This window comes from Streptomyces sp. M-16 (assembly GCF_052114405.1).
Lineage (GTDB): Bacteria > Actinomycetota > Actinomycetes > Streptomycetales > Streptomycetaceae > Streptomyces.
In genome coordinates, this window is record NZ_JBFRER010000004.1 from 170,633 (window position 1) to 191,929 (window position 21,297).

Here is a 21,297-nt window from a genome sequence, read left to right on the forward strand (position 1 = left end):
AGTTGGGCACAGCACGCGTTCGGCTGGTACCGCTGCGCGCACGACTGTCCCGGCTTTTGCCGTAGCTCGCTCTTTATGTCCGGTTTATGCGGGACATAAAGCTCCGGGAATCGCGGATTTCAACTGTTTGGAACACGGCCGTTCATCGTGCTGGAATCAACGAACTAGCTAGTAGCACCGCCGAGAGGTTGTTGGTCGAGTGAGGCGAAGCAACTCGAGCCCCGCGGATGAACCCGCGCGCGGCAACTTCACCCCGCCGCCGCGCGCGGCCGCGTCACCTGTCGACGTACCCGTGGAACCACCCACCGGCGGCGGCAGCACCAGCAAGTTCTCCCCCCGCAACTGGCGCGTGCCGACGCGTCTGAACGCCATCCTCCTCGTACCGGCCCTCGTGGGCCTGGTCATGGGCGGCTTCCAGGTGAAGGGTTCGGTCGACAGCTGGAACGAGGCCAAGGACGCCGAGCAGACCGCGCGGATCGTCCAGGCCGCGGCCGAATACGGCCAGGCCCTCCTCAACGAGCGTGACCTCACCGCCGAGCCCCTCCTGAAGGGCGACCGCGCCAACCAGGCCGTGACGAAGGCCTACGCGGCCACCGACGCGGCCAAGGCCAAGTTCGCCGAAGCCGCGAAGAACCTGCCGCAGAAGCAGGGTCTGGAACGGCGCCTGGAGCTCTTCCGCCAGGAGGAGCCCAAGCTGGAGCAGGTCCGCAAGACGGCCTACGCCGTCCCCGAGACCCCCAAGAAGAACCTCCCCGCCGCGGCCGGCCCCATCCCGACCGAAGAGGGGTACGTGCTGGTCCAGCACTACCTCATGCAGTTCTCCAACGAACTGGGCCTCGGCACCGGCAACGTCACCAGCTACGGCCGCATGGTCTACGCGGTCGAGCTGGCCAAGGCCGCGAACTCGCTCCAGCGCTCCGTCGGTACGCACCTGCTGGTGCGCCCGAGCGAGGACGAGAACGTCCGCAAGGCCCAGCTCGTCGCCTTCTCCTCCTACGCCTACCTCGAAGAGATCGCCATCGGTGAGTACGTCGCCGCCGGCACCGACGAGGACACGAACCGGCTGAAGGAGGTCATGGGCAAGAAGTCCCAGGAGGGCGCCGCCAAGCTCGCGCAGGCCAAGCAGGCCGCCGAGCAGTCCGGCAGCACCACCTTCAAGGCTCCGCCCGTGGTCAACGGCTCCGCGCTCACCGGTATGACCGAGGCGATAGCCAGCGGCGACAAGCCCGCCAAGCTCGCCCTGAACGGCACCACCGCCCCCGCCTGGCAGGCCGCCGCCACCGCCAAGTTCGACGCCTACGCCGAGATCGAGAAGGACCTCCTCGACAAGGCCGTCAAGGACGCCGTCGCGGTCTCCGACAAGTCGCAGAGCGACGCCATCCTCACCGGCGCGATCGTGGTCGTGGCCATGCTCGCCGCGTTCATCCTGGCCGGCATGATGGCCCGCCAGATGAGCCGCGCGATGCTCCGCCTGCGCAGCTCCGCCTTCGACGTCGCCGAGCAGCGCCTGCCGATGCTCGTCGACCAGCTCTCGCGCACGGACCCGGGCAAGGTCGACACCCGCGTCCAGCCGATCCCGATCAACTCCCAGGACGAGATCGGCGAGGTCGCGCGCGCCTTCGACCAGGTCCACCGGGAAGCGGTCCGGCTCGCCGCCGAGCAGGCGCTCCTGCGAGGGAACGTCAACGCGATCTTCACGAACCTCTCCATGCGCAACCAGTCGCTGATCGAGGGCCAGCTGACCCTCATCACCGACCTGGAGAACAACGAGGCCGACCCGGACCAGCTGGAGAACCTCTTCCGCCTGGACCACCTGGCCACCCGTATGCGCCGCAACGGCGAGAACCTCCTCATCCTCGCGGGTGAGAACCCGGGCCGCCGCTGGGACCAGCCGGTCCCCCTCGTCGACGTGCTGCGCGCCGCCTCCTCCGAGGTGGAGCAGTACGAGCGCATCGAGCTCTCGGGCGTCTCCGAGGCCGAGATCCACGGCCAGGCCGTGACCGACCTCGTGCACCTGCTCGCCGAGCTGCTGGAGAACGCCACCACCTTCTCCTCCCCGCAGACCAAGGTCCGCGTCAACGCCACGCGTCTGCCCGACGGCCGCGTGATGGTCGAGATCCACGACAAGGGCATCGGCCTCACCGCCGAGGACTTCGCGGACATCAACCACAAGCTGGCCAACCCGCCGACCGTGGACGCCGCGATCTCCCAGCGCATGGGTCTGTTCGTGGTCGGCCGGCTGGCGGACCGCCACAGCATCCGCGTGCAGCTGCGCCCCTCGGGCGAGGCCGCGGGCACCACCTCGCTGGTCATGCTCCCCGACGCCATCACCCACGGTGGCGGTGGCGAGGGCATCCCGGAGGACGACTTCACCGTCTCCTCGATGATTCCGCAGCAGCAGAGCCAGCAGGCCGCCCCGCTGCGCACCGCCGCCGAACTCGGCTTCGACGACTCGCGCTACGACGCCCAGGGCGGGCAGGGCCCCGAGGGGGCGCCGGTCGACCCGGTCGTCCGGTCGCTGGGCCGCGAGGAGCGCCGGGCCCAGCTGGAGGCGCAGGTCGGCTTCCCGCAGGAGCAGCAGCCGGAAGGTGCCGCCCAGGAGTATCCGGAACCCCAGCCGGAGCACGCCTACCAGCCGTACCAGGGCTACGAGCAGCCGGCCGCGCCGGCCTACGAGGCCCCGTACGAGAACGCGCAGCAGCCCCAGGCCTACGAGGCGTACCCCGACCAGGGATATGCCTATGCGGAAGATGGCTACCCGGAGCAGCAGCAGCCCGCGCAGGCGTACGACGGCGGTTACGAAGAGCAGTCTCCGCAGGCGGCGTGGCCCGAGCAGAACACCTTCCCGGGCTCCTACCAGCAGGACTACGGGATCGAATCGGAATCCCCGCCCGTTCCCGAACCAGCTCGGGAACGCGTAGGCTTCGACCGTCCGGGCGCCGCTGCCGACACCGGTCACGAAATGACCGGAGCGGGCCTGCCGCGACGCGGCAGCCAGCAGCAGTGGCAGCCGGCACAGCAGGAAGCGGAGTCCGCCGGATCCCTCTTCGAGCAGCGCCCGCAGCGTCAGCAGCAGGCTGCCGCCGCGGAGAAGGCCCCGGCGCAGGAGACGGAAGACGGCGCCGCGTGGCGTTCGCGCAACGACGAGCGCTGGCAGCAGGCCGGCAAGCTCCGTGAGCCGAAGGCGGGCGGGGTCACCCCGTCCGGTCTCCCTCGGCGGGTACCCAAGGCCAACCTGGTCGAGGGCGCCGCGGAGACGACCCCGCAGGGCGGCCCGCAGGTCTCCCGCGCACCGGAGGACGTCCGTGGCAGGTTGAGCAACCTGCGACGCGGTGTCCAGCAGGGACGCAGCGCGGGTTCCGAGCAGTCAAGTAACAGCTATGACCAGGAGCGTTAGTGTGAGCCCGATGAGCCAGGCGGCACAGAACCTGAACTGGTTGATCACCAACTTCGTGGACAACACCCCTGGGGTGTCCCACACCGTGGTGGTCTCCGCCGACGGACTCCTTCTGGCGATGTCCGACGGGTTCCCGCGTGACCGCGCCGATCAGCTGGCGGCCGTGGCCTCCGGTCTGACCTCGCTGACCGCGGGAGCCTCCCGGATCTTCGAGGGCGGCGCCGTCAACCAGACCGTGGTCGAGATGGACCGGGGATTCCTTTTCCTCATGTCCGTCTCCGACGGGTCGTCCCTCGCGGTGCTCGCGCACCCCGAGTGCGACATCGGTCTCGTGGGCTACGAGATGGCCCTCCTTGTCGACCGCGCGGGCAGCGTCCTGACTCCGGATCTGCGCGCCGAGCTGCAGGGAAGTCTTCTCAACTAACAGACAGGCAGTGTGTTTCGCGTCATCGCACCGTAGGGTGCGGTGGCGCGGTTCCACAGGGAGTACTGCGTTCTTGGAGTCGGAGGAGGAAACGTGACAACACCCGGAGGACATCCTTATGGCGGCGCGCAGCAGCCGCAGGGTGGGCACGACCAGAACCGCTTCAACTTCCCCTCGGCTCCCAGCCGGCCCGTGCCGGAGCAGAACCCCTACGCGCACCAGCAGTACGGCCAGCCCCAGCAGCCCCCGCATTCCCAGCGCCCTTCGCAGCAGCCGTTGCGCGGCTCCCAGCCGCAGGCTCCGAAGGCGCACAACCCGCTGGTGCGTCCGTACGCGATGACCGGCGGCCGTACCCGGCCGCGCTACCAGCTCGCCATCGAGGCGCTGGTCAGTACCACGGCGGATCCCGCCCGGCTGCAAGGGCAGTTGCCCGAGCACCAGCGCATCTGCCGCCTGTGCCAGGAGATCAAATCCGTCGCGGAGATCTCGGCACTTCTCTCCATTCCTCTTGGTGTCGCCCGCATCCTCGTAGCCGACCTGGCGGAGGCGGGCCTTGTCGCCATTCACCAGCCCGGCGGCGACGAGTCCGCCGGCGGCCAGCCAGATGTGACACTGCTCGAAAGGGTGCTCAGTGGACTTCGCAAGCTCTAACGGCGGAGCGGCTCCCCGCTCCACCACCTCCGCGAAGATCGTGGTGGCGGGCGGCTTCGGCGTGGGCAAGACCACGTTCGTCGGCGCGGTCTCCGAGATCAACCCCCTGCGCACCGAAGCCGTCATGACCAGCGCCTCGGCCGGCATCGACGACCTCACCCACACCGGTGACAAGACGACCACCACGGTCGCCATGGACTTCGGCCGCATCACCCTGGACCAGGACCTGATCCTGTACCTCTTCGGTACGCCCGGTCAGGACCGCTTCTGGTTCATGTGGGACGACCTGGTGCGCGGTGCGATCGGTGCCGTCGTCCTCGTCGACACACGCCGTCTCGCGGACTGCTTCCCGGCCGTGGACTACTTCGAGAACAGCGGCCTGCCGTTCGTGATCGCGCTGAACGGCTTCGACGGCCACCAGCCGTACACGCCGGAGGAGGTCCGCGAGGCCCTCCAGATCGGGCCCGACGCCCCGATCATCACCACCGACGCCCGCCACCGCGGCGACGCCAAGAGCGCGCTCATCACGCTCGTCGAGCACGCCCTGATGGCCCGTCTGCGGTAGCCGTCCCCCGTACGCGCGGAGCGCCGGTATCCCGATGCGGGGTACCGGCGCTCCGTCTTTCCTCCCCCGCGCGTGGCACGCCCCGGCCCGCTCCCCGTTGTGGGATCGTCGCGTCGACCGGATCGGCGAGCGGCGAGTTTCGAGGTGATGTGGATGTCCGTGTCCCGCAGCGACGCGTACGGCACGTGGTTCTACGAGAGTCAACAGGACGGCTCGGCGCGCTCCGCCGAGCGGGTGCTGCCGCTGGTCTTCGATCTGGTCCGGCCCTCCAGCGTGGTCGACCTGGGCTGCGGTACGGGGTCCTGGCTGGCGGCGGCCGGCCGGCTGGGGGCGCAGACGCTCCTGGGGGTCGACGGGGACTGGGTCGCCGAGTCCGCCCTGCGGATCCGGCCGGAGTCCTTCCTGCGGTGGGACCTCTCCGTGCCGCTGCGGCTGGACGACCGGCGCTTCGACCTGGCCATGTCCCTGGAGGCGGCCGAGCACCTGGACCCGGGCCGGGCGGACTCGCTGGTCGCCGATCTCTGCGCGCTGTCGGACGTGGTGCTCTTCTCCGCCGCGATTCCCGGTCAGACCGGCAGCGACCACCGCAACGAGCAGTGGCCGAACTACTGGCGCGACCACTTCGGCCGGTGGGGCTACGAACTCGTCGACTGCCTGCGCACCCGCCTGTGGGACGACCCGGAGATCGAACCCTGGTACGCGCAGAACGCCTACCTGTACGTGAGCGCGGACCGCCTGGCGGGCGACGAACGGCTGCGGGAGGCCGCGGCGGAGACGGGACGCATGCCGCTGTGCGCGGTGCACCCGGGGCTGCTGGCCCTCTTCTCGAAGCCCTTCGCCCCGGAGGTGCCCGTACCGCCCGTGCGGCGTCCCGCTCCCCTGCGCTTCACCTCGGCCGCCCGCTAGCCGTCCGTCAGGCCTGGGCGGGCACGGACAGCCGCTGGAGGGCGAAGCCGCGGTTGAGTTCGGTCTGCCTGCGGTAGGAGGCGGGCAGGTCGGGCAGGGCGAGGAGCCGGTCGCAGGCCTGGAGGGAGGCCGTCAGGTCGCCCACCCAGTACGCGGTGATGGAGTACTCGAACAGCAGCCCCCAGCGGTAGACCCAGGGCTGGATGAACAGGACGTCGTCCGGGACCGGCCGGTCCAGGCAGGCCCGGACGATGGCGTGCGCCGCGTGGTACCGGCCGAGGAGCCGCAGCCGCGAGACGAGTTCGTAGCAGGCCTCCATCCGCTCCGGCCGGGACTCCCAGGCGCGGCCGAACGCGTCCATCGCGGCGGGCCAGTCGGCTGGGTCCCCGCTGTCGCCGTGCAGCACGCCGACCTGGAGGAGGGACTGGTACACCTCCTCCACCCAGCCGCCCATGGCCGCCCGCCGCTCGTAGAGGCGGAGGGCCTCGGCGCGTTCGCCCATGTCCCGCATGGTGTTGGCGAGGTAGAAGACGGTCCGGCCGTTGTCCGGGTCGCGTGCCATCTCGGCGCTCAGCAGCCGGGCGTCGCGCTCGAACTTGTCGTGCTTGGAGCCGCCGTCGCCGTGGTCCTCGATGACCAGGGCGTCCAGGTGGGCCACGCTGTCGTTGAGGTCGCAGGTGATGTACTCGTGGGTGACCCCCTCGTACCGCCACGGCAGCCGGCCGCTCACCAGGCGCTTGATGCGGTACTCGGTGTCGCCCTCGTGGCGCAGCATGTACGAATCGGCCACCAGCGGCGGCAGGGGTGCGTCGGCGCGCAGGACGAGGTCCGCGTCGAGGAGGAGCAGGTAGTCGGCCTTGCCGCGGGCGTGGGCGATGTTGAGGCTCCGGTTGTGCCCGAAGTCGGTCCAGGGCTCCTCGTGGAGTTCGCCGGGGATCCCGTCGAGCGCGGTGCGGATCAGCTGCTGGGTGCCGTCGGTGGATCCGGTGTCGGAGATGACCCAGGTGTCGATGTGGTCCCGTACCGAGGCCAGGCAGCGCTCGATCACGGCGGACTCGTTCTTCACGATCATGCAGAGGCAGATGGTCGGCTTCACGGCCGGGACCTTAGGGACGGCCGGGCCCGTACGCTCCGCAGCGCGCCGCGAGGCTGACCCGGGTGGGTGGGGGCACTGGGCCGAACCACTGAATCACCGGCGCGGCGCCCGGCTGCGTGCGTCGGGTGCTCCCCAGGATGTCGGCGGATCACCGGACGATCCGGTGATCATCCGATCCGTTTTTCCGAGGAGCGGCACATGCGTCACGAGGACAGCAGCAGATCCAAGCTGGGCCCGCTGCCCAGGCGAGCCGGCTGGCTCACCGGTGGAGCGTTCGCCTCCATCGCACTGGTGCTGGGTGGCATCGCCTCCCCCGCCGTTGCGGCGGCGCCCGGGGCGGATGCGCTGGGCGGTGGGGACCACTGCCAGTCGTCCGACTCACGGTCGAAGGCGACGCCGTCCGGCGGCGGTGGCGACGACGATGACTGCCGCGGCCCGCAGGGCCCGAGGGGCCCCCGCGGCCCGAAGGGCAACCCGGGCCCTCCCGGCCCCACCGGCCCGACGGGCCCGACGGGTGCCACGGGAACGACCGGAGCCACGGGAACGACCGGAGCCACGGGAGCGACGGGAGCGACCGGAGCGACCGGAGCCACGGGAGCCACGGGAGCGACCGGCGCGACCGGTCCGTGCACCGACATCGACAGCTACTCCCGCTCCAACAGCGAGTCGTTCAGTGCCGCCGTGCGCAACGGCATCGTCTCCGCCGGCCGCGCACCGGCCACGGGTGCCCCGGTGATCTGGCAGAACCTCTCGGGCATCACCGGCTACCCCAACACCGCCGAGGCGGGCGTCCCGTGCGGCGTCTCGATCGAGGCCGCGGGCAACGACGCCTACGTCAAGACGCTGACCACCACCGGCCGGGTCTATCAGCTGCACATCGCCACCAACGGGGCGAACTTCACCCCCGACACCATGACGGGATGGGTGCTCCAGGTCGGCCCGGCCCTGCGCCGGGGCAAGAGCATCCCCTTCCAGGGAGAGGTCTCCTACGGCTTCTCGCCGAACAAGGCCTGACCCGGGCCCGACCGCCCGGCATGCCGACGCCCGGCCCCGCCCCCACCCCGGGGCGGGGCCCTTCGGCGTCCGGGCGGCGAACGCCGGACGGCCGCCCACCGCACCCCGGGTTCGGGTGCGGACGGGCGGCCGTCGGACGGAGCGGTGGCGCGGTGGCGGGCCGACTAGCCCTGCCAGCTGTGCGGGGCCTGGAAGCCGCGGCTGCGCTCCAGGCGGCGCCAGCCGGCCTGGGAGCGGGGGCTGGTGGCGGACTCCTCGGGCGTGGCGGCGGCGCGGGCGAGCAGGATCGCGGTGATCGCGGCCAGCTCCTCGGGCGCGGCGTTGCCCTTCTCGACCTTCAGCAGGGTGTCGGTGGCGGTGCTCATCGGTGGCAGGTCTCCTTCGCTCGTTACTGCGGCGGGTTGCCGTGCTTGCGGGACGGCAGATCGGCGTGCTTCGTGCGGAGCATCGCGAGGGCGCTCACGAGCACCTCGCGGGTCTCGGCGGGGTCGATGACGTCGTCCACGAGGCCGCGCTCGGCCGCGTAGTACGGGTGCATCAGCTCGGCCTTGTATTCCTTGACCATCCGGGCGCGCATCGCCTCGGGGTCCTCGGCGTCCGCGATCTGCTTGCGGAAGATGACGTTGGCCGCGCCCTCGGCGCCCATGACGGCGATCTCGTTGGTCGGCCAGGCGTAGGTGAGGTCGGCGCCGATGGACTGGGAGTCCATGACGATGTACGCGCCGCCGTAGGCCTTGCGCAGGATCAGCGAGATGCGCGGCACGGTGGCGTTGCAGTACGCGTACAGCAGCTTGGCGCCGTGGCGGATGATGCCGCCGTGCTCCTGGTCGACGCCCGGGAGGAAGCCGGGGACGTCCAGCAGCGTGACGATCGGGATGTTGAAGGCGTCACAGAGCTGGACGAACCGCGCGGCCTTCTCGGAGGCGTGGATGTCCAGGACGCCGGCGAGGTGGCCGGGCTGGTTGGCGACGATGCCGACGACCTGGCCGTCCAGCCGCGCGAGGGCGCAGATGATGTTGCGGGCCCAGCGCTCGTGGATCTCCAGGACGTCGCCGTCGTCGACGAGCTCCTCGATGACCTTGAGCATGTCGTACGGGCGGTTGCCGTCGGCCGGGACCAGGTCCAGCAGGACGTCGGAGCGACGGTCCTTCGGGTCGTCGGTCTCGTGGACCGGCGGGTTCTCGCGGTTGTTGGAGGGCAGCATCGTGATGAGGTAGCGGACCTCGGAGATGCAGGTCTCCTCGTCGTCGTACGCGAAGTGCGCGACGCCCGAGGTCTCGGCGTGCACGTCCGCGCCGCCGAGGCCGTTCTGGGTGATCTCCTCGCCGGTCACCGCGCGGACCACGTCCGGGCCGGTGATGAACATCTGCGAGGTGTCGCGGACCATGAAGACGAAGTCCGTGAGCGCCGGGGAGTACGCGGCGCCGCCGGCGCAGGGGCCGAGCATGACCGAGATCTGCGGGATGACGCCCGAGGCCTTGGTGTTGCGCTGGAAGATGCCGCCGTACCCGGCGAGCGCGGAGACGCCCTCCTGGATGCGGGCGCCCGCGCCGTCGTTGAGGGAGACCAGCGGGGCGCCGGCCGCGATGGCCATGTCCATGATCTTGTGGATCTTCGTGGCGTGGGCCTCGCCCAGCGCGCCGCCGAAGATGCGGAAGTCGTGGGCGTAGACGAAGACCGTGCGGCCCTCGACGGTGCCCCAGCCGGTGATGACGCCGTCGGTGTAGGGCTTCTTGGCCTCCAGGCCGAAGCCGGTGGCCCGGTGCCTGCGGAGCTGCTCGACCTCCTTGAAGGAACCCTCGTCGAGCAGGAGCGCGATGCGCTCGCGCGCGGTCAGCTTGCCCTTGGCGTGCTGCGCTTCGGTCGCCCGGTCGCTGGGGCCGCGCCGGGCGTCCTCGCGGAGGGAGTGCAGCTCGGCCACGCGCCCGCGGGCGTCCGTCGGCTCGCTCGGAGTCTGGTCCACAACGGTCATGTACCGACCTTACGAAGCCCGGCCATGAAAACCCTCCGTTGGTTCTACACAGTCTCGGGCCCCATCCGCTGTACGGGCCGGACAGAACCTCCGAAGGATGTACGGACTCCCCCAGCGGGAACCGTTGGCCTTTGTGGGAGTCGCACAAAACCGCCCCCTTCGGCGGCAGGAAGTTGAAATTTAAACGGAATGCCTCTAGCCTCGCTCTAGTTGAACTTTCAAGCAATTCCGTCGCAGAACCTTTCCGAGGAGGAAGCCATGGGTCTCTTCACCCGCCGCAGCCAGACCACCCCCGTCGCCACGCTCGACGTGGACCCGGCGCTCGCCGCCCTCACCGGCGACTACACGATCGACGCCGGCCACAGCAGCATCGGCTTCACCGTGCGCCACGCCATGGTGACCAACGTCCGCGGCAGCTTCACCGAGCACGAGGGCACGCTGCACCTCGACGGTGCGGACCCGTCCCGGTCCACGGCCGCCATCGACGTCACGATCGCCTCCGTCGGCACGGGCATCGCCGACCGCGACGCGCACCTGCGGGGCGCCGACTTCTTCGACGCCGAACGCTTTCCCCTGATGCGCTTCCGCTCCACCTCGGCGCAGGCCGTCGGCGGCGACACGTACCGGATCACCGGCGAGCTGACGATCAAGGACGTCACGCGCCCGCTCTCCATCGACCTGGAGTTCGCGGGCAGCGCGACCGACGTCTACGGCAACGAGCGCGTCGGCTTCGAGGGCTCGGCCGAGATCCTCCGCTCCGACTGGGGTCTGACCTGGAACGCGGCGCTGGAGGCCGGCGGTGTGATGGTCAGCGACAAGGTGAAGCTGACCTTCGACATCTCGGCGATCAAGCAGGCCTAGGTCCTGCCGGACGGCTCCGGGCCGGGGGCGGCTACCAGTCGCCCCCTCCGCCGAAGCCCCCTCCGCCGTCGAAGCCGCCCCCTCCGCCGAAGTCCCCGCCGCCGAAGTCGGACGGGTTGAAGTCCGCCCCGGAGACGTCGCCTCCCTCGAACCCGGAGCCCATGCCACCGCCGAAGTCGGAGGCGTAGGCGGGAGAGGACATCATCGAACCGAGCATCGTGCCCACCAGCAGGCCGGGCAGGATGCCGCCGCCGAAGTAGCCGCCGGCCCAGGGGCCGTACGCCGGGCCGGCGTCGTAGTACGGGCGCGGCCCGTGCTCGGTGTCGACGGTGCGGACCGCCGGGTCCAGGCCGTCGCGCAGCCGTACGGCGTCCGCCGCGCAGACCGGAACCGTACGCGGTGCCCCGCCGGCCGGCGCCCAGGCGGCGTCCTCGGTGCTCGGGCCGTGGCGCGGGTCGAAGAAGCAGGGCGAACGCCGCTCCGGCAGGGGCCGGCCCTGGCGGCGCGCGTCCAGGCGGGCCAGCGCGAAGCGGCCGTCCTCCAGCGCCTGGGTCACGCCCTGCACCTCCTCCGGGTGCTGCACGGAGGCCATGATCTGCTTGGCCTTCTCGTAGGAGTCCAGGCCCTGCTCGTAGTCCGCCCGCATCGCGTCGTCGGCGCCGGGCTCGCCCGGGTGGAAGTCGAGGCGGTCGAGTTCCTCGCCGAAGGCGGTGATGTCCTCGTCCACGACCACGCTCAGGCGGGCGATGGCCTCGCGGCGGGCCTCTTCCTTCTGCCGGCGGTTGCGCTTCACCAGCGCGTACGCACCGCCGCCGCCGACCAGCGCGACGGCGCCGAGGCCGATCAGCGCGCCGGTGGGAAAGGCGTCGTCCGCGGCGGCGCCGCCCCAGGAGGCCGGGGCTCCGCCCTTGACCTGGGTGAGGGCCTGGTCGACGAAGTTGTTGAGCTGGGTGTTCGCGTCCACCGGGGTACCGGTCTTGACGGCGTCGGTGAGGTTGCGGACGGCGTTGCCGGGCATCACGGTCCGGTCGGCGCCGGCGTTGAAGCCGTCGCCGAGGCGGATCGCGTACAGGCCGGTGATCCCGGTCTCGGCGCGGACGGCTCCGAGCACCTTGTCCTGCGGGAACTCGGCCGTGTTCGGGAGCACGGCGACGAACACCGGCTTCCCGGCGTCCTTGATCTTCTTGGCCAGCGCGTCGGCCTGGCTCGGGGACAGCTGCGCCCGCGCCCCGGGGTCGACGTAGACGGGCCCCTCCTTCAGGGCCTCCCCGACTGCGGAAACCCCGGTGGCCGCCGACGCCTGCGGGGCGACCACGAGAGCGGTCGCCGACAGGGCCAGCAGCAGGCCGGAAAACACGGAAATCAGCCTGGTCCTCATGCCCAAGACGCTACCCGAACAGGACGTTTCCTGTGTGAGCTGGACATAAGGGAAGCCCTGCGACCCCGCAACCCGGCATCCGGCCCCGGGGGCGCCTCCTCCGCCGGTTCGACTACTCCGCCGGTTCGACGCCCGCGTGCAGGAGGCCGAAGGTGAAGGCGTCCTCCAGGGCCTGCCAGGACGCGGCGATCACGTTCTCGGCGACGCCGACCGTGGACCACTCCCGGATGCCGTCCGTCGTGGAGATCAGGACCCGGGTCGTGGACTCCGTGCCGTGCTTGCCCTCCAGGATGCGGACCTTGTAGTCGATGAGCTCGAACTTGGCGAGCTGCGGGTAGAAGCGTTCCAGGGCCACGCGCAGGGCCCGGTCCAGGGCGTTGACGGGACCGTTTCCCTCCGCCGTGGCGACGATCCGCTCGCCCTTGGCCCACAGCTTGACCGTGGCCTCGTTGGCGTGGGTGCCGTCGGGGCGGTCCTCGACGATCGCCCGCCAGGACTCCGTACGGAAGTACTTGCGGGCCCGGCCCTCGACCTCGGCGCGCAGCAGCAGTTCGAAGGAGGCGTCGGCGGCCTCGTAGGTGTAGCCCTGGAGCTCCCGCTCCTTGACCCGCTCGACGACCCGGGAGATCAGCGCGCGGTCCCCTCCGAGGTCGACGCCGAGCTCCTTGCCCTTGAGCTCGATGGAGGCCCGTCCGGCCATGTCGGAGACCAACATCCGCATGGTGTTGCCGACCCGCTCCGGGTCGATGTGCTGGTAGAGGTCGGGGTCGACCTTGATGGCCGAGGCGTGCAGGCCCGCCTTGTGCGCGAAGGCCGAGACGCCCACGTAGGGCTGGTGCGTGGAGGGGGTGAGGTTGACGACCTCGGCGATGGCGTGCGAGATGCGGGTCATCTCGGCCAGGGCGCCCTCGGGGAGCACCGTGCGGCCGTACTTGATCTCCAGCGCGGCGACGACGGGGAAGAGGTTGGCGTTGCCGACGCGCTCGCCGTAGCCGTTCGCGGTGCACTGCACGTGCGTGGCGCCCGCGTCGACGGCGGCCAGGGTGTTGGCGACGGCGCAGCCGGTGTCGTCCTGCGCGTGGATGCCGAGGCGGGCCCCGGTGTCCGCGATGACCGTCGCCACGACGGCGGTGACCTGGGCGGGGAGCATGCCGCCGTTGGTGTCGCAGAGGATGACGACGTCGGCCCCGGCCTCGTGCGCGGTGCGGACCACGGACTTGGCGTACTCCGCGTTGGCGCGGTAGCCGTCGAAGAAGTGCTCGCAGTCGACGAAGACGCGGCGGCCCTGGGCGACGAGGTGGGAGACGGTGTCCCGGACCATCTCCAGGTTCTCTTCGAGGGTGGTGCGCAGCGCGAGTTCGACGTGCCGGTCGTGGGACTTGGCGACCAGGGTGATCACCGGGGCGCCGGATTCCAGGAGGGCGCGGACCTGCGGGTCCGCGGCGGCGGAGCCGCCGGCCCGGCGGGTGGCGCCGAAGGCGACGAGCTGGGCGTTCTTGAAATCGATCTCGGCGCGGGCGCGGGCGAAGAACTCGGTGTCGCGGGGGTTGGCGCCGGGCCAGCCGCCCTCGATGAAGCCCACGCCGAAGTCGTCCAGGTGCCGTGCGATGGTCAGCTTGTCCGCGACCGTGAGGTTGATGCCCTCACGCTGGGCGCCGTCGCGCAGGGTGGTGTCGAAGACGTGGAAGCTGTCATCGAGGGCCGCTGTCGGCTCCGTCGCCTCTGTCGTCGTCATGCTGATCTGACTCCTGTCGGATGAGTGGTTCCGGAAGCCCGGGATCCACTGCCCCCATCATCGCGCGCTGCCGGCCCGGCGTGGTTTGGAGCCGGGAAACGAAAAGACCCCTCGCGGGTGCGAGAGGTCTGCGCGCGGGTCTGAGGCACGGTGGCCGCTGCCGCGAAGGTCTTCCACGGTTTCAGCGGTCACAGAGGACCGGCGCGCTGCTGTCCATAATCATGAGCTGAGCAGGCACGCTCGCAGTGTGCCACACAGCCCGTCGCCCGTGGACGCCGGTCTCAGCATCCGGGCAGCGCCGTCCGGCAGCCGGGCCGGCCGCCCGGTCAGACCTGCGCCACCAGGGCCTCCGTGAGGTACTCGGCCACGTGTTCGAGGATGTCCCCGCGTCCGATCCCCGGCAGTCCGACGGCCAGCTGGATGCTGAAGCCGTCGAGCAGGGCCCGCAGGCGGGCCGCGAAGCGTTCGGCGTCCACGGGGCGGAACTCGCCGCGCGAGATGCCCTCGGCGAGGAGGGCGACCAGGTCGCGGTGCCAGGCGCCCTCGATGGCGGCCTGCCGTTCGCGTTCCTGGGGCCCGGCGTTCTGGGAACGGTTCCAGACCTCCAGCCACAGGGTCCAGTGCGGGTCCCGGGGCCCGTCGGGTACGTAGAGGTCCACGTAGGCCCCGATGCGGGCGCGTGCCGTGCCGGGACGGGACAGCAGGGCCCGCCGCTCGGTGCCCAGCGCCGCCTCGCTCCACTCCAGGGTCCGCAGCAGGAGTTCGTCCTTGCTGCCGAAGTAGTAGAGGAGGTGGCCGCTGCTCATGCCGACCTGGCGGCCGAGGCCGGCCATGGTCAGGCCGTCCAGTCCGCGCTCGGCGATCGTGGCCATGGCGGCGACGAGTACGTCCTCGCGCGGGGGCGCGTTCTTGCGCGCCGCCCGTACCGGTACTCCACCCGCCACCATGGGCCACTCCTTCACGAGGTTCGCCGGCGGTCCGTGGGTCAGACCTTCGGCTGCTGCTGGGTGATGCAGTGGATACCGCCACCCCCGGCGAAAATCGTACGTGCGTCAACGAGCGTCACGGTCCGCTCCGGGAACAGACCGCGGAAGATTTCGGCGGCCTCCTCGTCGCGGGGGTCGTCGAAGGAGCACAGCACCACGCCGCCGTTGCAGAGGTAGTGGTTGATGTACGAGTAGTCCACCCACTCGCCGTCCTCCTCCAGCACGGTCGGCGCGGGGATCTCCACGACCTCCAGCTGCCTGCCGCGGGCGTCGGTGGAGGCGCGCAGGATCGCGGCGATGGTCTTGCAGCGCTCGTGGTCCGGGTGGGCGGGGTCGGGCTGGGTGTGGACCATGACCACGCCGGGGCGGGCGAAGGCGGCGACGATGTCCACGTGGCCCTGGGTGCCGTAGGTGCCGTAGTCGCCGGCCAGGCCGTACGGGAGCCAGATGGCCTTGGTGGTGCCGAGGTGTGCGTGGATCTCGGCCTCGACCTGCTGGCGGGTCCAGCCGGGGTTGCGTCCCTCGCCGAGCTGCACGGTGTCGGTCAGGAGCACGGTGCCCTCGCCGTCGACGTGGATCGCGCCGCCCTCGTTGACCAGGCGGGTGCTGTACGTACGGGTGCCCGCGAGGTCGGAGACGTGCCGGGCGATCTTCTCGTCGTGGTCCCAGCGGGCCCACTCCTGCGCGCCCCAGCCGTTGAAGGTCCAGTCGACGGCGGCCAGCTCGCCGGCGTCGTTGGTGACGAAGGTCGGGCCGATGTCGCGCATCCAGGCGTCGTCGAGCTCCCGCTCGACCAGCTGGACGTCCTCGCCGACGATCGCGCGCGCCGACTCGGCGTCGCCCGGGGCGACGACGAGGGTCACGGGCTCGTACGAGCGCACCGCGCGGGCGACGGCGCCCCAGGCCTCACGGGCCTCGGCGAGCTCCCGTTCGTTGGTGAACGTGGGGTTGGGGCTGGGCCACGCCATCCAGGTGCGCTTGTGGGGGGTCCACTCGGCGGGCATCCGGAATCCGTCGGCGGTGGGCTTGTTCGTGGTCATGACAGGCGTCCTTACGGGCTTCACAGGAAGTACAGGCGGTTGAGGGAGACCGACTCGGCGGCTTCGGAGCGCAGCGGTTCCCCGTCGAGGGAGACCAGTCCGCTGCGCGCGTCCACATCGACCGCGCCCATCCGGGAGTTGAGGAGGAGGTCCCGCGGGCCGATGCCGCGGGTGCCGCGGACGGCGACCCGGCGGCGGCGCGTGGGCATCTCGTCGGAGCCGAGCGCGGCCGCCGCGGCGGAGACGAAGGCGACGGAGATGTCGGCGGCGGTGGCCCCGTAGGAGCCGAACTGCGGGCCGAGGACGAGTGGTTCGCAGGTGTCGGTGGCGGCGTTGGGGTCGCCGGTGACGCCGTAGGCGGGGAAGCCGGACTTGAGGACCAGCTGGGGCTTGGCGCCGAAGAAGGCCGGGCGCCACAGGACGATGTCGGCGAGCTTGCCGACCTCGATGGAGCCGATCTCGTGGGCCAGGCCGTGGGCGATGGCCGGGTTGATGGTGAGCTTGGCCATGTAGCGCAGGACGCGGGCGTTGTCGTCGCCCTCGCCGTCGCCGTCCAGCGGGCCGAGCTCGCCCTTCATCTTCGCGGCCATGGCGAAGGTGCGCCGGACCGTCTCGCCGGCCCGGCCCATGCCCTGGGCGTCGGAGGAGGTGATGCCGATCGCGCCCAGGTCGTGCAGGACGTCCTCGGCCCCCATGGTCCCGGCGCGGATGCGGTCGCGGGCCATCGCGGCGTCGCCGGGGAGGTCCGGCTTGAGGTCGTGGACGGAGACGATCATGCCGTAGTGCTCGGCCACCGCGTCCCGCCCGAAGGGCAGGGTCGGGTTGGTGGAAGAGCCGATGACGTTCGCCACGCCCGCCATCTTGAGCACGTTGGGGACGTGCCCGCCGCCGCAGCCCTCGATGTGGAAGGCGTGGATGGTCCGCCCGTCCAGGACGCGCAGGGTGTCCTCGACGGAGAGGCACTCGTTGAGGCCGTCGCTGTGCAGGGCGACCTGCACGTCGTGCTCCTCGGCCACCCGCAGCGCGGTGTCCAGGGCGCGGGTGTGCGCGCCCATGTCCTCGTGGACCTTGAACCCGCACGCACCGCCCTCGGCGAGCGCCTCGACCAGCGGGGCCGCGTCCGAGGAGGACCCGCGGGCCAGGAAGCCGATGTTGACGGGCCACGCGTCGAAGGCGTTGAAGGCGTGCCTGAGCGCCCACGGCGAGTTGACGCCGACGCCCCAGACCGGGCCGAACTCCTGCCCGATGACCGTGGTCACCCCGCTCGCGAGGGAGGCCTCCATGATGCGCGGGGAGAGCAGGTGGACGTGGGTGTCGACGGCTCCGGCCGTGGCGATCATGCCCTCGCCGGAGACGATGCTCGTGCCGGTGCCGACGACCACGTCGACCCCGTCGAGGGTGTCGGGGTTGCCGGCCCGGCCGATCGCGTGGATACGGCCCTCACGGATGCCGATGGAGACCTTGCGGATGCCCAGCACCGCGTCGATCACCAGGACGTTGCTGATCACCACGTCACAGGTCTCGCGGACGGCGGCGGCCTTCAGGTGCAGCCCGTCACGGGCGGTCTTGCCGAAACCGGCCAGGAACTCGTCACCCGGCCTCTGGGAGTCGGACTCCACCCGGACGGTCAGCCCCGAGTCCCCCAGCCGGACCCGGTCCCCGGCGCGGGGACCGAAGACGGACGCGTACTCGTGCGGGTCGATGTGCCGGCTGCCGGGTGCGCAGTGCGCGCTGTGGTCGGTGTGGGGGGTCTGACGGCTCACGCCTGGTCTCCTTCAGGGGCGCCGGCGGTGGTGTCGGCCACGCCCAGGTAGCCGCAGGCGGCGGCCCGGCGCAGGGCCTCCGCCTTCGCGCCGGGGGCGTCCAGCGGACCGTCGACCAGGCCCGCGAAACCGATCGCGATCCGGTCCCCGCCGATCGGTACCAGGCCGACCTCGCCCTCGCCGTGCGGGTCGAAGCGCACCGAGGACCCGGCCGGGACGCACAGCCGCATGCCGTAGGCCGCAGCGCGGTCGAAGTCGAGGCGCGGGTTCGCCTCGAAGAAATGGAAGTGGGAGGTGACGCTCACCGGAACGGGGGCGGTGTTGCGCACCCGCAGGTGCAGGGCCGGCTCGGGCTGGGGGGCGCCGGGGCCCGGTACGACCGCACCCGGTGCGTCCTCGCCGAGCGAGGCCGCACCCCGGATCGGGGACGAGACCACCGCGAGGCGGGACCCGTCGTCGAAGACGGCCTCCACGTGCACCTCGGTGACCACGTCGGCCACGCCGGGCAGCACGTCGTCGGGGCCCAGGACGCTCCGGGCCTCCTCGATGGCCTCCGCCAGGCGCTTTCCGTCGCGCGCGGCCTCGCAGACCGTGTCCGCGATCAGCGCCGTCGCCTCGGGGACGTTGAGCCGCAGGCCCCGGCCCCGCCGGGCCCTGGCCAGTTCCGCGGCGCTGCGCAGCAGCAGCCGGTCGCGCTCCGTAGGGGTCAGCCGCACGCCGATCCACCACCTTTTGAGTCGATGGGTTAGAGCATCACTCTAACTCTTCATTTCCTCGCTGGGAATCATTGACCTGAGGGCAGGGCCTGAGTCACATTGAGTGTCGCTCAAACACCTGCGTAACCACCCCCCGCCCTGCCAAGGGAGTCCCCCCATGCCCATCGAACAGCGCGGAGTCGACACCATCCCGGAGGAGGAGCGGACGAGCGGTCCCCGTGACCTGATCTCGATCCTCCTCGGCTCCAACCTCTGCCTCGGTGTGATCGTCTTCGGCTGGCTGCCCCCGTCCTTCGGACTGGGACTGTGGCCCTCGCTCACCGCCATCGTGACCGGCACCGTCGTCGGAATCGCGGTGACCGCGCCGCTGGCACTGGTGTCCCTGCGCACGGCGACCAACCTCTCCACGTCCAGCGGCGCCCAGTTCGGCGTCCGCGGGCGGCTCGTCGGCTCGATCGTGGGCCTGCTGCTCTCCCTCGGCTACACCGCGCTCACCCTGTGGATCGGCGGCGACGTGATGGTCGGCGCCCTGTCCCGGCTCATCGGGCTGCCGGAGAACGGCCTCACGCGGGCCGCGATGTACGGCGTACTCGCCGCGTGTACCGTCGTCGGGGCCGTGTTCGGCTACCGGCTGCTACTGCGGATGAGCAAGATCCTTTCCATCGGCATGGTGATCCTGCTGGCCATCGGCGTCTACGCCTACGCCCCCGACTTCACCACCGCCGCGCCGGAGGCCTCGTACCTCCTCGGCTCCTTCCGGCCGACCTGGCTGCTCGCCGCCGTCGCCGCCGGACTCAGCGGCCCCGTCGCCTTCATCACCCTGCTCGGCGACTACACCCGCTACGTCTCCCCCACCAGGCACAACCCCCGCAAGGTGTTCTGGGCCACCTCCTTCGGCCTGCTGATCGGCCTGCTCGTACCGCAGCTGTTCGGCACCTACACCGCGCTCGCCGCCAGGGCCGGCTCCACCGACTACGCCGGGCCGCTCGTCGCCGCCTCGCCGTTCTGGTACCTGATCCCGCTGCTCGCCGCGGCCGCGGCGGGTTCCGTGGGCAACGCCGGGCTGATGCTGTACTCCATGGGCCTCGACCTCGACGCGATCGTCCCCAAGGCCACCCGTACGAAGGCCACCGTGATCGCCGCCGCCGTCGCCACCGCCTTCGTCTTCATCGGCTCCTTCGAGTGGAACGTGCAGTCCGCGATGACCTCCTTCGTGCTGCTGCTGACCGCCGTCGGCACCCCGTGGGCCGTGATCACGCTGATCGGCTTCGTGCGCTGCCGCGGGCAGTACGACGCCGACGCCCTCCAGGTCTTCAACCGCCGCTCGGTGGGCGGGATCTACTGGTACCGCGGCGGCTGGAACCCGCGCGCCACCGCCTCCTGGGCGATCGGAGCCGGTGTCGGCCTGCTCGCCGTGAGCACCCCCTTCTACGAGGGCCCGCTGCTCGCCCTGACCGGCGGGGTGGACTGCTCCTTCATCTTCTCCGGCCTGGCCGGCGGCCTCGTCTACACGGCGCTGACCGCCCGCACCGCGCCCGCCGTCGCCCCCGCCGCGGCGCCCGCCACGGAGGAACCCGCCACCGTGTGAGGCCCTTCCCGCCGCGCGACGCACGAAGGCCCGCGCCCCCGGATGGGGGGGCGCGGGCCTTCGTACGCCGGGCGGCGGGGACTTCGCGGTGCCTAGCCGAGCGGGTGCATCCAGCCGTGGGTGTCGGCGGTGCGGCCCGTCTGGAGGTCGAGGAGCGCCTTGCGGAGCTTCATGGTGACCTCGCCGGGCTCGCCGTCGCCCTGGATCCAGTTGGCGCGCTCGGACTTGACCGAGCCGACCGGGGTGATGACGGCGGCGGTGCCGCAGGCGAACACCTCGGTGAGGGTGCCGTTCTCGTTGTCGCGCTTCCAGTCCTCGGTGGAGATGCGGCCCTCCTCGGCGGTGTAGCCGAGGTCGCGGGCGATGGTGAGGAGGGAGTCGCGGGTGATGCCCGGCAGGAGCGAGCCGGTCAGCTCCGGGGTGACGATCCGCTGCGTCCCGTCCTCCTGGCCGTACACGAAGTACAGGTTCATGCCGCCCATCTCCTCGATCCAGCGGTGCTCGACGGCGTCCAGCCAGACGACCTGGTCGCAGCCGTGCGAGGCGGCCTGGGCCTGGGCGACGAGGGAGGCCGCGTAGTTGCCGCCGGTCTTGGCGGCGCCGGTGCCGCCCTTGACTGCGCGGACGTACTCCTCGGAGAGCCAGACGGAGACGGGCTTGACGCCACCGGGGAAGTACGCGCCGGCGGGCGAGGCGATGACCATGAAGAGGAACTCGTTGGCCGGGCGGACGCCCAGGCCGACCTCGGACGCGAACATGAACGGCCGCAGGTACAGGGAGGCCTCGCCGGAGTCCGGCACCCAGGCGCTGTCCTGCTTGATGAGGGCGTCACAGGCCTCGATGAACAGCTCGGCCGGCAGCTCCGGCATCGCCATGCGGCGGGCGGAGGCCTGGAAGCGTTCGGCGTTGGCCTGCGGGCGGAAGGTGGCGACGGTGCCGTCGGGCTGCTTGTAGGCCTTGAGGCCCTCGAAGATCGTCTGCGCGTAGTGCAGGGTCATGTTCGCCGGGTCCATCGACAGCGGCGCGTAGGGGACCAGCTCGGCGTCGTGCCAGCCGCGGCCCTCCGTCCACTTGATCGTCACCATGTGATCGGTGAAGTGGCGGCCGAAGCCGGGGCTGGCCAGGATCGCCTCGCGCTCCGCGTCGGACAGCGGGTTCGAGGAGGGCTTGAGCTCGATCGTGGGCGTCGTCATGAGTGCTTGTCC

The 21,297-nt window shown here is 71.2% G+C and carries 18 protein-coding genes; 8 read left to right on the top strand and 10 right to left on the bottom strand.

Annotation, left to right across the window (positions count from 1 at the left end; all coding sequences use genetic code 11):
- Positions 1 to 199 precede the first annotated feature (199 nt).
- From AB4039_RS03505 to AB4039_RS03525, 5 genes are all read left to right on the top strand, one after another.
- A complete protein-coding gene (locus AB4039_RS03505; RefSeq protein ID WP_266842536.1) occupies positions 200 to 3,397 on the top strand; it encodes a nitrate- and nitrite sensing domain-containing protein in 3,198 nt (1,065 codons plus the stop codon).
- A gap of 10 nt (positions 3,398 to 3,407) precedes the next feature.
- Positions 3,408 to 3,821: a roadblock/LC7 domain-containing protein gene (locus AB4039_RS03510; RefSeq protein WP_030037347.1), complete on the top strand. Its 414-nt coding sequence runs from the start codon at positions 3,408 to 3,410 to the stop codon at positions 3,819 to 3,821.
- Between the two features lie 93 nt (positions 3,822 to 3,914).
- On the top strand, positions 3,915 to 4,472 hold the full coding sequence (locus AB4039_RS03515) for a DUF742 domain-containing protein (RefSeq protein WP_442269927.1): 558 nt from the start codon (positions 3,915 to 3,917) through the stop codon (positions 4,470 to 4,472).
- Positions 4,453 to 5,037, top strand: a complete 585-nt coding sequence (locus tag AB4039_RS03520) for a GTP-binding protein (protein ID WP_136214583.1) — start codon at positions 4,453 to 4,455, stop codon at positions 5,035 to 5,037. Before AB4039_RS03515 ends, AB4039_RS03520 begins: the two co-directional genes overlap by 20 nt.
- A gap of 153 nt (positions 5,038 to 5,190) precedes the next feature.
- A complete protein-coding gene (locus AB4039_RS03525; protein WP_442269928.1) occupies positions 5,191 to 5,943 on the top strand; it encodes a methyltransferase domain-containing protein in 753 nt (250 codons plus the stop codon).
- Between the two features lie 7 nt (positions 5,944 to 5,950).
- Here AB4039_RS03525 and AB4039_RS03530 read toward each other — a convergent pair whose 3' ends face one another.
- Positions 5,951 to 7,039: a glycosyltransferase gene (locus tag AB4039_RS03530; RefSeq protein ID WP_442269929.1), complete on the bottom strand. Its 1,089-nt coding sequence runs from the start codon at positions 7,037 to 7,039 to the stop codon at positions 5,951 to 5,953.
- 198 nt (positions 7,040 to 7,237) lie between these two features.
- On the opposite strand from AB4039_RS03530, the gene AB4039_RS03535 reads away from it, so the two are divergent.
- A complete protein-coding gene (locus AB4039_RS03535) occupies positions 7,238 to 8,053 on the top strand; it encodes a hypothetical protein (protein WP_442269930.1) in 816 nt (271 codons plus the stop codon).
- A 164-nt stretch (positions 8,054 to 8,217) separates the two neighbouring features.
- On the opposite strand, the gene AB4039_RS03540 is transcribed toward AB4039_RS03535, so the two are convergent.
- Together AB4039_RS03540 and AB4039_RS03545 are read right to left on the bottom strand one after the other, a co-directional pair.
- Positions 8,218 to 8,418, bottom strand: coding sequence for an acyl-CoA carboxylase subunit epsilon (locus AB4039_RS03540; RefSeq protein ID WP_266842527.1), 201 nt, complete (start codon positions 8,416 to 8,418; stop codon positions 8,218 to 8,220).
- A gap of 23 nt (positions 8,419 to 8,441) precedes the next feature.
- Positions 8,442 to 10,025, bottom strand: a complete 1,584-nt coding sequence (locus AB4039_RS03545; protein ID WP_266842525.1) for an acyl-CoA carboxylase subunit beta — start codon at positions 10,023 to 10,025, stop codon at positions 8,442 to 8,444.
- 258 nt (positions 10,026 to 10,283) lie between these two features.
- On the opposite strand from AB4039_RS03545, the gene AB4039_RS03550 reads away from it, so the two are divergent.
- The gene (locus AB4039_RS03550; protein WP_266842523.1) at positions 10,284 to 10,886 is read left to right on the top strand and encodes a YceI family protein; all 603 of its coding nucleotides are present in this window, start codon (positions 10,284 to 10,286) and stop codon (positions 10,884 to 10,886) included.
- A 31-nt stretch (positions 10,887 to 10,917) separates the two neighbouring features.
- On the opposite strand, the gene AB4039_RS03555 is transcribed toward AB4039_RS03550, so the two are convergent.
- The 6 genes from AB4039_RS03555 to ureA form a co-directional block, all read right to left on the bottom strand.
- Complete coding sequence (locus tag AB4039_RS03555) at positions 10,918 to 12,264, bottom strand: hypothetical protein (RefSeq protein WP_266842521.1); 1,347 nt, start codon at positions 12,262 to 12,264, stop codon at positions 10,918 to 10,920.
- 112 nt (positions 12,265 to 12,376) lie between these two features.
- A complete protein-coding gene (cimA, locus tag AB4039_RS03560) occupies positions 12,377 to 13,999 on the bottom strand; it encodes a citramalate synthase (RefSeq protein ID WP_266842519.1) in 1,623 nt (540 codons plus the stop codon).
- Between the two features lie 326 nt (positions 14,000 to 14,325).
- Positions 14,326 to 14,946 (bottom strand): TetR/AcrR family transcriptional regulator, encoded by a 621-nt coding sequence (locus AB4039_RS03565; RefSeq protein WP_266842518.1) that lies wholly within the window; start codon positions 14,944 to 14,946, stop codon positions 14,326 to 14,328.
- Between the two features lie 38 nt (positions 14,947 to 14,984).
- Positions 14,985 to 16,025 (bottom strand): agmatine deiminase family protein, encoded by a 1,041-nt coding sequence (locus AB4039_RS03570; protein ID WP_442269931.1) that lies wholly within the window; start codon positions 16,023 to 16,025, stop codon positions 14,985 to 14,987.
- 20 nt (positions 16,026 to 16,045) lie between these two features.
- Positions 16,046 to 17,728: an urease subunit alpha gene (locus AB4039_RS03575; protein WP_266844061.1), complete on the bottom strand. Its 1,683-nt coding sequence runs from the start codon at positions 17,726 to 17,728 to the stop codon at positions 16,046 to 16,048.
- A gap of 56 nt (positions 17,729 to 17,784) precedes the next feature.
- On the bottom strand, positions 17,785 to 18,504 hold the full coding sequence (gene ureA / locus AB4039_RS03580) for an urease subunit gamma (protein WP_442269932.1): 720 nt from the start codon (positions 18,502 to 18,504) through the stop codon (positions 17,785 to 17,787).
- A 157-nt stretch (positions 18,505 to 18,661) separates the two neighbouring features.
- Between ureA and AB4039_RS03585 the strand changes: the two genes are divergently transcribed.
- Positions 18,662 to 20,092 carry a cytosine permease gene (locus AB4039_RS03585; protein WP_442269933.1) on the top strand — a complete coding sequence of 477 codons (1,431 nt, stop codon included), beginning with the start codon at positions 18,662 to 18,664 and terminating at the stop codon, positions 20,090 to 20,092.
- A 92-nt stretch (positions 20,093 to 20,184) separates the two neighbouring features.
- Here AB4039_RS03585 and AB4039_RS03590 read toward each other — a convergent pair whose 3' ends face one another.
- Complete coding sequence (locus AB4039_RS03590) at positions 20,185 to 21,285, bottom strand: branched-chain amino acid aminotransferase (protein ID WP_266842510.1); 1,101 nt, start codon at positions 21,283 to 21,285, stop codon at positions 20,185 to 20,187.
- Between the last annotated feature and the right edge of the window lie 12 nt (positions 21,286 to 21,297).